At 35.5% G+C, this 13,022-nt stretch carries 12 protein-coding genes; 3 read left to right on the top strand and 9 right to left on the bottom strand.

Translation table 11 applies throughout. From position 1 onward, the window contains the following. Window positions 1-159: 159 nt before the first annotated feature. From K9V48_RS20400 to K9V48_RS20385, 4 genes are all read right to left on the bottom strand, one after another. The gene (locus K9V48_RS20400) at window positions 160-1,566 is read right to left on the bottom strand and encodes a sensor histidine kinase (RefSeq protein ID WP_224140994.1); all 1,407 of its coding nucleotides are present in this window, start codon (window positions 1,564-1,566) and stop codon (window positions 160-162) included. Continuing rightward, a complete protein-coding gene (locus tag K9V48_RS20395; RefSeq protein ID WP_224140993.1) occupies window positions 1,556-2,266 on the bottom strand; it encodes a response regulator transcription factor in 711 nt (236 codons plus the stop codon). The genes K9V48_RS20400 and K9V48_RS20395 overlap by 11 nt, the downstream gene beginning before the upstream one ends. Window positions 2,267-2,715: 449 nt before the next feature. Continuing rightward, the gene (locus K9V48_RS20390) at window positions 2,716-2,913 is read right to left on the bottom strand and encodes a cold-shock protein (protein WP_066330280.1); all 198 of its coding nucleotides are present in this window, start codon (window positions 2,911-2,913) and stop codon (window positions 2,716-2,718) included. A gap of 194 nt (window positions 2,914-3,107) precedes the next feature. After that, window positions 3,108-3,398: an antibiotic biosynthesis monooxygenase family protein gene (locus tag K9V48_RS20385; protein WP_224140992.1), complete on the bottom strand. Its 291-nt coding sequence runs from the start codon at window positions 3,396-3,398 to the stop codon at window positions 3,108-3,110. Between the two features lie 220 nt (window positions 3,399-3,618). Here K9V48_RS20385 and K9V48_RS20380 point away from each other — a divergent pair, with 220 nt between their 5' ends. Continuing rightward, complete coding sequence (locus tag K9V48_RS20380; protein ID WP_224140991.1) at window positions 3,619-4,443, top strand: protein-glutamine gamma-glutamyltransferase; 825 nt, start codon at window positions 3,619-3,621, stop codon at window positions 4,441-4,443. Between the two features lie 552 nt (window positions 4,444-4,995). Further along, window positions 4,996-5,991, top strand: coding sequence for an ion channel (locus K9V48_RS20375; protein ID WP_224140990.1), 996 nt, complete (start codon window positions 4,996-4,998; stop codon window positions 5,989-5,991). A gap of 220 nt (window positions 5,992-6,211) precedes the next feature. Here the strand turns inward: K9V48_RS20375 and K9V48_RS20370 are convergent, their stop codons facing one another. Both K9V48_RS20370 and K9V48_RS20365 read right to left on the bottom strand, forming a co-directional pair. Next, on the bottom strand, window positions 6,212-7,564 hold the full coding sequence (locus K9V48_RS20370; protein ID WP_224140989.1) for a glucose-6-phosphate isomerase: 1,353 nt from the start codon (window positions 7,562-7,564) through the stop codon (window positions 6,212-6,214). 256 nt (window positions 7,565-7,820) lie between these two features. Beyond that, entirely contained in the window at window positions 7,821-8,984 is a 1,164-nt protein-coding gene (locus K9V48_RS20365; protein WP_224140988.1) for an iron-containing alcohol dehydrogenase, read from the bottom strand. A gap of 143 nt (window positions 8,985-9,127) precedes the next feature. Here K9V48_RS20365 and K9V48_RS20360 point away from each other — a divergent pair, with 143 nt between their 5' ends. Next, window positions 9,128-9,355, top strand: a complete 228-nt coding sequence (locus K9V48_RS20360) for a DUF378 domain-containing protein (RefSeq protein WP_224140987.1) — start codon at window positions 9,128-9,130, stop codon at window positions 9,353-9,355. Between the two features lie 344 nt (window positions 9,356-9,699). Here K9V48_RS20360 and yugI read toward each other — a convergent pair whose 3' ends face one another. From yugI to K9V48_RS20345, 3 genes are all read right to left on the bottom strand, one after another. After that, a complete protein-coding gene (yugI, locus tag K9V48_RS20355) occupies window positions 9,700-10,098 on the bottom strand; it encodes a S1 domain-containing post-transcriptional regulator GSP13 (protein WP_224140986.1) in 399 nt (132 codons plus the stop codon). A 142-nt stretch (window positions 10,099-10,240) separates the two neighbouring features. Further along, window positions 10,241-11,923, bottom strand: a complete 1,683-nt coding sequence (locus tag K9V48_RS20350) for a hypothetical protein (RefSeq protein WP_224140985.1) — start codon at window positions 11,921-11,923, stop codon at window positions 10,241-10,243. Further along, entirely contained in the window at window positions 11,907-12,464 is a 558-nt protein-coding gene (locus K9V48_RS20345; RefSeq protein ID WP_224140984.1) for an RNA polymerase sigma factor, read from the bottom strand. The genes K9V48_RS20350 and K9V48_RS20345 overlap by 17 nt, the downstream gene beginning before the upstream one ends. Window positions 12,465-13,022: the final 558 nt, after the last annotated feature.

The following is a 13,022-nucleotide window of genomic DNA, read 5'->3' as shown; positions in this document are numbered from 1 at the left end:
AATTATGTGTCTTTTCTGTTTGTTAATAACTTCTTCTATCTTATCAAAAAAATATGAATAAACTATTAACAAATGAAAAAATAATAAAAAATTTACAAACATACAGTGAAACTTCCATATGTAGGTTGTTTATAACCCGTTTATTGGGAATAAACTCGATTAACTGCTCTTAATCGGTAGCGAAATTGTAAACTTTGTTCCTATATTTTGTTCACTTATAACATCAATCTTCCCTTCGTGTAGCTCTACTAAACGTTTAACAATTGAAAGACCTAAACCAAATTCACCAAATTGGTTACTTTTCCTTGAGATATCAGCTTTATAAAATCTTCGCCACACAGCTTCCACCTCATGCTTGTCCATACCTATTCCAGTATCTATAATCTCAATGATTGTCTTTTCGTCTGTCTGATATCCACGAAGTGAAACTGAGCCTTGATTTGTAAATTGGATGCTATTCTTTGTAATGTTTATTAAGATTTGAATAAGTCGATCATAGTCAGCGAATACCATACTTTGTTCATCAACATCAATGATAAGTTCAATTTTTTTCTGCTCTGCTTGAAGGAGCAAGTGATCCTTAATCACTTCTAATACCTCTTTTACCTGTATTCTCTCTTTACTAAGTTTGACTTGATTTGATCGAATCCGTTCATAATCTAAATTTTCATTTACAAGTCGAATAAGCCGTTTGGTTTCTTGACTAACTAACTGAATTCCTTTTTCTTTTTCATTCTCTTCAATCATATTATTTTTGAGCCCTTCAATCACACCGCTTATTGTCGTTAATGGAGTTCTGAGCTCATGTGAAACATCAGCGATAAATTGTCTACGGCGTTTCTCGAGATTATCAATTTCTTCATTTGAGGATTTTAATTGATCAACCATTTCGTTAAAATCATTTGCCATTTCTGCAATTTCATCAAAATTAGATGCTGGAATATAAGCATTATAATCGCCCTGAGCTATTTTTGAAGTCGCTTTTCTTATTTTTTGAATCCGACTCACATGAACTTTTGAAAGAATCCAACTTAGCAAAAATGACACGGATAGTGTGATGATAATTGCATAAAGTAAAAATTGATTCATTTCGGTAATAATTTCACGAGATCCGCTAATAGGAGAAATGAGTAAAATCCCTCCAACTAACTCTCCATTGCCCATATAAGGAAGAGCTACTAACGAAACATCTTGGTCAAGCCATTTTATGTTATGCTTCGTTACAATCTTTTCTCCAAGGGAAAGCCACTTCCATCCTTCTTCTGTTATTCTTGTTTGTGGTGAGCTAGTTGAAACTGGATAAACAACTCTACCCATTTGATCAAAAATGCTAAAATTTATATTCTGCGAGCTTAAAACATGTTGGTACTGACTGAAAACAAACTCCTGTCCTGTTCGGTCAAAGTCATTTAAAATCGTTTCACCATACTCGGTTAATTCTTTCACTTTATTCTCATACACCATATTTTCTACAAAATGTGCAAATAATAGACTTACTATAATAAAGGCAATAATTAATATACTGATATGGCTGAAAAACTGCTGATAGATATATTTAATTCTCATTTCCTATATCCGATTCATCAAATTTATACCCCACACCCCAAACAGTATGAAAGAAAGGGTGCGTAGGTGATTCAATTTTCTTTCTTAAACGTTTAATATGGACATCAACGGTACGTTCATCCCCATAAAATGAAAAGCCCCAAACTCGTTCCAGCAACTGTTCCCTTGTAAAAACCTGTCGTGGATTTTCTACAAAACAATAGAGTAAATCAAATTCTTTAGGTGTTAGATTCGTTATCTTTCTATCTTGTAAATAAACCTCTCTTGTTGATTTACTAATTTTAAAATTCTCAGTTTGCAAAAAATCAAGATTACCTGCCTTCTGATCTTGCTCGACTAGTTGGTAACGGCGACTCACCGCTTTAATCCTTGCCATTAGAGCTAACGGACTAAACGGCTTTGTTACATAATCATCTGCACCCATTTCAAGTCCTAAAACTTGGTCAGACTCACTATCCTTTGCTGTCAGCATAATGATTGGAATCGAGCTTTTTTCTTCTCTTATTTTACGACAAAGAGTAACGCCATCCATCCTAGGAAGCATCCAGTCTAGAATAATTACATCCCATTCATTTCTTTTATATCTCTCATACCCCTCGAGACCATCATGAACAAATTCACCCGTAATTCCTTCTTTTGAAAAAAACATTTCAATCATCGTGCAGACACTTGGATTATCTTCAATGACTAGAACTTTCATTTTCCACCTATATCCTTTTCTGATCTCTTTCATGAATAATTGTAAATAAACAATGAAGTTTAATCAATTTTATCCTTTTCTGCAAAAATGGACAAGAAAAGCGCAAGCGCCTTGATCAGCCCCGACAAGCATAAGCCACTCTTGAATAGAAGGTGTTTTTTACCTTCAATTCAAGAGTGGCTTATGACCTCGAGGGGCTAGGCGCTGGAGCTGGACAATTCTCGAAGCCACAACTTATAAATGCTGATATTACAAATAAAACCAGCCTATGTTCAAGGCTGGTCTTGATAAATAAGTAAGAGTTAAAGCTCTCGAGTCCTATGCCTATTTTCTTCCTTACGAATTAGGTAGAAAATAACTCTTATACTTATATACTATTAATATTTGTAAAACTAAAAAAGACCCCTAAAAAGGAGTCTTTTATATGAGCTGCTTATGCAGCGATATACTTATTTTTGTACGTTAGCAGCTTGTGGTCCACGAGCGCCTTGTTCTACTTCAAAAGTAACTGTTTGGCCTTCTTCTAAAGTTTTGAAACCTTCGCCTTGGATTGCAGAGAAGTGTACGAATACATCGTCTTGTCCTTCTACTTCGATAAATCCGAAACCTTTTTCTGAATTAAACCATTTTACTTTACCTTCTAACATTGCTTTTCCTCCTGTGTGGAATAAATAAGTCCACATTGTATTACTATTCTTGCTAGACAACGATCATTCAAGCGGAACACTTTAAAGCATTTTCCATCTTACATCCTTATCCGAACAAAAATAATTAACTAGATTATAGCATCTATCATTATTGAAATCAATAAACAAAGATAATTTTGTAAACATTTTCATTATTAATATACACGCTCAAAATGCTCAACAATTGGAAAGGGATTATAAAAATGATGTAATAATTGTTTCCAATTTTGATATTTATTAGATTGTCTAAATCCAATTGTATGATCTTCTAAGTTTTCCCACTGAACTAAAAGAATATATTTCCCTTGAACTTCTAAGCAACGATGGAGATCATGTGTAATGTACCCATCCATACTTGAAATAATCGTTGAGGCATCTTTAAATGCCTGTTCAAATTCTCCCTCTTGTCCTTTTTTCACGCTTAACATTGCAGCCTCCAAGATCATAGCGCTTCCACCTTTCACTGAAGATTATTGGTCAAATTTTCATATTTAAAAAGAATTATATATTATTTTTATAGTCTAAACAGATGCAATTAAAATTTTTCTCTTATTATTGCCTTTTTTTCATTAATTGTAGACTATGACAAGAAATCCCATTAAACATTTCTAACCTCCTGTTATGAACCATACACTGTACTATACCTAACACCAAAGGAGCGAGTTTATGATTTTAATAGGTAACAATGTGCAAAGTGGTCTACAATTAAAATCCCCCAAATTTACGGCTGAAGAAAACGAAATAATCGAACGATTACATCAATATCAGGAAGTATATACCTTTTTTAATATTGATCATTTACATTTTGATCTTCATTTACGAATGGCAATCATACAGGCTGCACGAGATTTATTTGCAAGTAAAGCAAAGTTCGCTGTTTTTCAAAAAGCTCACTGTAATGAGCGTTTTTGGAGATTAACTCACCAGGGAGGCTTTAAGCTTAGAGAAGGAATTCTACCTTCAGATGCGATTCGTGATATTTTTCAAAACGGTCCTTTATATGGCTTTGAATGTGCAACATCAATCGTGATTGTTTTTTACAAAGCAGTCCTCGACACGATAAATTTGGAGCAATTTAATCGAATTTATCGAGGGATGTATTTAAGGGATTGGCAAACAGATGACGATCTTCCGATTCATACACGCAGAGGAAATGATTACTTACCCGGTGACTGTTTGTACTTTAATAACCCTCAGTTTGACCCTAATAAACCACAGTGGCGTGGTGAAAATGCGATAGATTTAGGGAATAGCTTATACTACGGTCATGGGATTGGCATTAAAAATGCAGAAGGAATAATTGAACATTTAAATAAACGTCGAAAACCAGACGCAACTGAATCTGCCTATCTTTTATCCCAAGTGACTAGACTAGATGACAATTATCTCTATCAGTTCGCAAATGGTACTCATCAACGGAGTGCTACCCCACAGTTTATTACTACAAATACGGTTGTCGGTAGGGTTGGTCACCACTCATTTTATGGATAGTGCCCAAAGATTAAAAACGATTGAAAAATATAATAGCTCTCAATTCATAAAGCGAGACTTCCATCAGTGGGGTTTTCCTCATCCCCACTGATGGATAGCGAGACTTATCGGGCTTTTACGGGCAGTTATCCCCCACCTTCGCTTCTTTGTGATTCATTCAAGCTTAGAGGTGGGGGTATTACTGCCCGTTAATGCGGGATAAAATGTATTTTCATTAAAGAGCCTAGAAGGCGAAATCTACCTAATCACAGCTAGCGTTTTTGACCTAGCTGTGTTTTCAATGCTATTGAACTACCACTAGCTCAATAAGTCTTGATCATCATTTATCATTCTCCAGAACCTTGGAAGTTTTTTACTAGAAGTGTACATACTAATTAGAGTAGATTCAAATATACTGGTTAGTTACGATTCTTCTCAATTCGTTACTTATAATTTTTTGAATGATTATGATCCAGCCGAGGCTATAGGAAAGCGATGAACAGGTGAATATCAGTAACGAAGAAGTCCTAACCAAAATAAACCTTATAATGAAAAAAGAGGGGAGCGTAGTGTATGGCAAAATCAAATAATACTATCATCCATTGGTTCAGATGGCCACTTCCTTACCGAATAACACTCATTGTCCTTCTTATTATCCTAGTTTTCGGTGAAATTATTTCAATCGTAGAGCCTAATGAATTCCCGACAACCTTCGATGGGATTTGGTGGGCACTCGTTACCGTTTCAACAGTTGGGTTTGGTGATTATGTTCCGAGGACCTATCTCGGTAAAGGTATTGGCATTATCATGATTCTTGTCGGCGCTAGTTTTGTCACCGCCTATTTTGCAACGATTTCTGCAGCAGCTATCAAAAGACAAAATTCGTACGTAGCAGGAGACGTAGCTTTTACGGGTAAGAATCACGTCGTCATAATCGGTTGGAATGCAAAGGCAAATGAAATGATCGAATCCCTCCACTTGGTTAAACCCCATAAACAAATTGTCTTAATTGATGATTCTTTAAAAGGGGCACCGCTTATCGAAAATGTTCATTTTGTACGAGGTAATCCTTCAATCGATCAAACTTTACAAAAGGCAAATATTATAGCAGCAGATGCAGCGATTATTACTGCGGATCAACATAAAAATGAGCACGATGCAGATATGAATTCGATCCTCGTTCTATTAACGTTAAAAGGAGTAAACCCGAATTTATATTGTGTCATTGAAATATTAACTGAACAGCAGGCAAACAATGCAAGCAGAGCTGGGGCAGATGAAATCATAAAATCCTATAAACTGACCAGCCACTTTATGATGAGTAGTTACTTAGCAAAAAATGGGTTGTCACAAATTTATTCAGAGCTTAACCCAGCAAACGGGAATCTATTCCAAGTACTACCAGTAGCCGATAAACTAGTGGGGAAAACATTCAAAGATGCTAGCCACGAACTTCTTGAAAGCGAATCTATTTTAATTGGCATTAAAAGAGAGGAAGACACGAAATTGAATCCACCTCTTTCTTATAAAATAAGTGCTCAGGATTCATTAATTGTTTTTACACATTAATTGAATAAGTCCCTTCCGTTTCCTTACAAGCTCCTTCCCTTATTATTCTATTTCTCAGGGAAGGTAGCAGCTTTTCTCTCTGGTTTCTGATTCTGATGAATTGTTACGTCGGAATTCCCTCTGTTCTCCACCTACTCACATCATCCAATCTACCGAGATACCGTTACTATTTTTAAATATAACAGGGACTGACAATGAGTCAGTCCCTGTTATTCGCCGATTATTTATCTAAACGCTTTTCTAGTTCAGCTTTTTTCTCTTCAAATCCTGGCTTACCAAGAAGCGCGAACATGTTTACTTTGTATGCTTCAACACCTGGTTGGTCAAATGGGTTTACTCCTAGTAAGTATCCGCTCATCGCGCATGCTTTTTCGAAGAAATACACTAAATAACCAAATGTATACTCGTCCATCGCCGGAATTGATACGACTAGGTTTGGAACTCCACCATCTGTATGAGCTAGCATTGTACCTTGGAATGCTTTTTTATTAACAAAATCAACTGATTTACCAGCTAAGTAATTTAAGCCATCTAAATCATTTGCTTCTTCTTCAACAGTCAACTCGTGACGTGGTGTTTCTACATTAATAACTGTTTCAAAAATGTCACGACGTCCTTCTTGAACATATTGACCTAATGAATGCAAATCTGTTGAGAAGTTTGCAGAAGAAGGATAGATTCCTTTTTGGTCCTTCCCTTCACTTTCACCGAATAATTGCTTCCACCATTCTGAGAAATATTGAAGTCCCGGCTCATAGTTAATAAGCATTTCAATTGTTTTCCCTTTATTGTATAGAACATTACGGACTACAGCATATTGGTACGCTTGGTTTTCCTCTAACTCAGCCTTACCGAAGTCTTCGCTTGCAGCTTGAGCACCTTTCATCATCGCCTCGATATCAACACCTGTTACAGCAATCGGTAATAAACCTACTGCAGTTAAAACAGAATAACGTCCACCAACATCATCAGGGATAACGAATGATTCGTATCCTTCTTCTGTTGCAAGTGTTTTTAATGCACCGCGTGCTTTATCCGTTGTTGCGAAAATACGATGTTTCGCTTCAGCTTCTCCATATTTCTCAATTAGAAGCTTTCTAAAAATACGGAATGCAAGTGCTGGCTCAGTAGTTGTACCTGATTTAGAAATAACATTAATAGAGAAATCTTTACCTTCAAGTAAATCATAAAGATCCTTCATATATGTAGAACTGATATTGTTTCCTACGAAAATAACTTGTGGAGTCTTTCTTTGCTCTTTCGATAATGCATTGTAGAAGGAATGATTAAGCATTTCAATCGCAGCACGGGCTCCTAAATATGAACCACCAATTCCAATTACTAGAAGTATGTCAGAATCAGATTTAATTTTTTCAGCACTTTTTTGAATACGCGCAAACTCTTCTTTATCATAGTTTGTCGGAAGGTCTACCCAACCTAAATAGTCGCTTCCAGCACCTGTTTGCTCATGAATTGATTGATGTGCAACTTTTACAAAGTCACGTAAGTATGTAATTTCGTGTTCATTAAAAAAAGTTAATGCATTTGAATAGTCAAAACGCACATGTGTCATACCTTTTACCTCCAGAATTTTCATTATTATTTTAACTACTATCACTTTATCTAAACTATTGATGTAAATCAAGCAAAGTTCGTAAAGTAATCGTAAATAATTTTAATTTTTTAATTTTTCATTTTAATCAAAAAATAATTATTAATTAACAGTTACTGTTACTCTACGTCCTGTTAAGAAAGACTTTGCTTATCTCCATAAGCAAAGTTTTTCTTGTAAGCTGGCAGACTTACGTTTACGTGTACGGAGTATTTTCTTATAAAGAAGCAGTCAAAATAGACGTTACATCTTCTTTATTAAGTACTTTAAAGCGACCAAATTCTCCAAACGCCATCGCTTTATCTGCCATGAGATCAATTTTTTCTTCACCAATATGATAGTCTTTCAAACGACTTGGTGCACCAATGCTATTCCAAAATTGACGAAGTTTATCAATACCTTCTAAAGCAATTGTTTTGTCATCTTTTCCGCTCGGGTCCACATGAAAGACGTTCACAGCTAATTGTACATATCTAGACACATTTTCATTTAGTGTATGTTTCATCCAGTTTGGGAATAAAATCGCTAATCCACCACCATGTGGTATATCATAAACTGCTGAAACCGCATGTTCAATGTTATGACTCGCCCAGTCCCCTTGGTAACCCATTGATAGTTGACCATTCAGTGCAATCGTTCCTGAATAGAGAATAGTTTCACGAAGCTCATAATTCTCTAAGTCCTCGATTAACTTAGGGGCCGTTTCAATGACCGTTTTTAATAGTGATTCACAAAAACGATCCTGTAAAGGTGTATTTTTCGTATGATGAAAATAATGCTCAAAAACATGTGACATCATATCCACCATTCCATAAACCGTTTGATCCTTTGGAACAGTAAATGTATTGACTGGATCTAAAATGGAAAATAGCGGGAATGTAACAGGACTTCCCCATCCATATTTTTCTTTCGTTTCCCAATTTGTAATAACAGAACCAGCATTCATTTCAGAACCTGTAGCCGCTAATGTTAACACGGTCCCAAACGGTAAGGCGTCAGTAGGAATATGCTTTTTCGTGACAATATCCCATGCATCACCATCATATTTTGCACCGGCTGCAATCGCCTTCGTACAATCGATTACACTTCCGCCACCGACAGCTAAAAGAAACTCAATCTTTTCGTTCTTACAAATTTCAACACCGCGATGAACAGTAGACAATCTCGGGTTTGGTTCAACCCCAGATAATTCAAATAGTTGAATATCATTTTTCTCAAGAAGGTTAACAACTTGGTCATAGAGACCATTTCTTTTAATGCTGCCTCCCCCATAAACAAAAAGAACTCTCTTACCATATTTCAGAACTTCATTTGCTAATTGATCTACCTGCCCTTTTCCAAAGATTAGCCTTGTAGGGTTATAATATGTAAAATTATCCATTTCATTTTCGCCTCCATAATTAGATTATGTACATTTCAAAATTTATTGTAAAGAAAAGTGAATTTACCGATATTTCCCTTATTAAATTTTCTTATTTATCACATCCTACTAATGTAGCCATTAACAACTAGGGAGGTTGCACTATGAGTGGGATTCAGCGTCTAGCACTACTATTTACGATAATTGGAGCAATAAACTGGGGGCTTATCGGATTTTTTGGTTTCAATTTAGTAGCAACAATTTTTGGTGATGGTTCAGCACTAACACGCATCATTTATGGCATCGTTGGTATAGCTGGTTTAATCAATCTTGGTCTCCTCTTTAAGCCTTCAGCAGAAGTTTCCAGAGAGCCACGTCCAGAACTTAGATAATAACAAAAGCGGAAGCGCCTTGATCAGCCCCGACAGGCATAAGACGCGCATGAATAGAAGGTGTTTTTTGCCTTCAATTCAAAATTGGCTTAGACCACATAGGGGCTAGGGTTGGACAATTCTCGAAGACAAAACTTAGAAATTCTGATATTAATATCAAAAAGGGCTAACAAACTTGTTTAGCCCTTTTCATTTACTGATTAATGGAGAATAACATGATTGTCCGCTATTTTGCCCGACAGACTTAAGGACTTGACAATAACTTTTTTTGAGCTTTTTAGGTGTATTAGTTTAGAGACAAAAAAAGGGACGGCACTCAATGTGTCGACCCTTCTTTTCATTCATTATTTTTTAACTTCTTCGCGTTTTGATTGCTCAATCCACTCTTCAAGTTTTTCTTTTAATGTGTTAAATCCTTGTGGAGCTTCTGTTTCAGTTTTAACAGTTGCTTGACGTTTTTTCGGTTTTTTAGGCGCTTCTTTCTTTTCTTCAACAGGTGCTTCTTGAGTTGCACGAATTGACAGGCTAATTTTTCCAGATTTATCGTCAATTGAAAGTACTTTAATTTGTACTTCATCGTTTAATTTTAAATGTTCGTTTACATCTTTAACAAAACCATGAGTGATTTCTGAAATGTGAACGAGTCCTTGAGTTTCTTCATCAAGTGCTACGAACGCACCGTATGGTTGAATTCCTGTAACTTTTCCTGTATGCACACTACCAATTTCGTATTTTGTTGTCATGATAACACTCCTAATTTCTTATATTTAAATGTCTACTTATACGCAATATAAAATTATATCACAGTATTGTACTTATTTAAAGGAAAATTATACTCTTCATTATTAGTATACCCCAAAAAACATTGATAGAAGTCGTTGCTTTTTAATGCTGATGATTAACAACTTTTGGGTAACCATTTTCAAGTTTCATATGCATGACTATCGTTTCACCATTTTCTTTAATCAAAAGCTGATTGATTTCCTCACCATTCTGTTCATAATTAGTGCTAACCTTTACAACATCATTGGAAAGTGCTTGATAGTCCACTGTAGCTTGTTGCATCTCTTTTACAAATTGCTCTTGATTAGGGAGTTCTGAATCCGTTCCATTGTATGAAAGTTGATAAGCTGTATCGTAATCACCTTTTTCCACTGCATACATATAAATTCTCGCTACCGACATTTCAACTGTATTCCCACCTAGCCCATAAAAAAGAGTCAGATCACCACGCGCTTTGAATTCCTCATATCTAACAATCATCTCATCAGAAATTGGTAATAAATAGGTGTATGTTGAATATTCTTCCGATTGAGGCTTTAAGACTTTAGGTAATTCAATAACTTCAGCTCTTAATTCATCCGTTAAGATAAATTGCGTTTCCTCTAGCTTTTGAACATATCTACTCACAATTTTCGCTGTTTCCGAATATTCATTTTCATTCAGTAACGCTTCAAAATTCGCTTTTACTTCATTTGAAATTTCCCCATCTTCGGTTACAATCCTTGTGTTATTTGTTCCTTTTAAATAGACATCAATGTACATGCGGTACTGTTCCTTAATCTGGTCAATTTTTAGAAAAGAGGGATAATTTAATACGAAACTTTCCATTTCGAGTAATCGTTCACCAAGCTCCTTATGGCTACTAGTCAGTGCCCCGTCCATTAATCGTGTTTTCTCTGACTCCAATTTCAAATAAAGTTTCGCATCATCACCTAAAGAGTCTGCTAATTGATTATATATATTTGTATAATCTGGTTTAAAATTTACATACCCTTCTCCTTCATGATAGAAATAATAGCCATTTTTCCTTAACGTCTTAATGAGCTCTAAATAATCGGGATCTCCTGTTAATTCATTTCCGTTGTTTAATTCGTTGACATAGGCTGTTATATCAGTAATCGTATGTTGATTCCTTTCATATAACGGTATCCACTGCTCATGAAATCGCTCGTGTAGCATGTTTAATTTATCGATATAACCAAATAATTGGTTGTTTTTGATCGTTTCACCAGATTTTGCTGCATTCTCCAATAGTTCAAACTCTTCATCAGGCATTGAAACCCTTAAGGTAATAATCTCATTTACCCTCTCCATATATGTTGTAAGCTCCGTTTGTGATGCATAATTTTTTCTTTGTTCAAACTTTTCAACAGCTTTTTTAGCTTCCTGTACAAATCCATATTGCTGGGCATCCTCAGATTGTAATTCTTCTTTTAGTTCACCAAGCTTTCTTTCGTAGTGACCACGAATTTCCTTTATAGCCATTTCAATTTCAGCTTCTGTTACAGTTTGATTGATTGTATCTTCCGTAGGTGCCTTACCACTATTTGTTAAATTGTTGGTTTGTGAAAGTAGTTGCATCGCTAAAATTCCACCAAGTAGAAGTACGCCAATAAACGATGCTACATAAGGAAGCTGGAAAGACATACGTTTTTTAGTTGGTTTTTCGTTTTGTTTTACTACTTCCATTATTTTTTCAGTTGAAGAAACTGTCGGTATTTGCTCGTAGGAATTTTTTAATTTGCGCATTCGTTCTTCAAATACTTTGTTATCGATGGTGGCCACCTTCTTCCTCGTTAAGATTATCTATCGCTTTCTTTAGCATTGTCTTCCCACGTAATATTCTTGTTTTTACAGTTGATAGAGTAATTGACATAATTTCAGCGATTTCTTCATATTTCTTTTCATGAAAGTAAAATAATACAATAGGAATACGATATTTTTCATTAAGTTTTTGAATGGCTAGATGAAGAACTCGATCTTCTTCATTTCTAATCACCTCCGACTCAATTTCAGGGTAATCATTCCGAAAGTCTTGTTGTATTTTAAAAACCTTTTGAAGGTTCGATTGTCGTTTCCTAGCAAAATCTCGAGTTACATTAAGCGTAATTTTATATAACCATGTTGAAAATTTCGCTTTAGAAAATTGATCAATAAAGCGATATACACGGATAAATACTTCTTGAGTAATATCCTCAATTTCGTCATGTCTGTTTCCCAATTGATAGGCAAATTTCTCAACGACCGGATAGTGAAGTTCAACAAGCTGTCCAAATGCATTCATGTCTCCTTCCTTTGCCTTACCTATTAACTCTTCTTCAGTCATTTTTTACTCCCCTCCTTCTTCTATTTTTCGCTGATTAACAGATATTACCCCTCACTTTAAAACTTAGAGGTATTGAAGAGAATAGAAAAAAATGAAGTTCAACGAACAATCAGTCATTCCCTTTGATGGATGTTTCACCTTATAAAACGGGACATATCAAATATTTGTTTCAAATTCTATTTAATTTTGGTGTTACCATTAAGTGAGAATTCCCTTAATCTTTGCGGGCATTTATACCTTACTTATCCTCTTTGACTCTCTTGGATTTTTTTCTAGGATGTTTTCTAAATAATTGTTGTTTTTTGATGAGGGAAAAGCCCAAATCAAGGAAAAAGAGCAAAAGCGGGCAACTTTAATGGGTTTATGTGACCAATTTCTGAAATTTGGAGCCTCAGCGGGCAACTTTAATGGAGTTTCGTGACCAACTTTTGAAATTTGGAGCCTCAGCGGGCAACTTTAACGGAGTTTCGTGACCGTTTTCTGAAATTTGGAGCCTCAGCGGGCAACTTTAACGGAGTTTCGTGACCGTTTTCTGAAATTTGGAGCCTCAGCGGGCAA

The organism is Metabacillus rhizolycopersici (assembly GCF_020075705.1).
The sequence above is the reverse complement of the archived record's forward strand: the minus strand, read 5'-3'. Positions and strand labels throughout refer to the sequence as shown.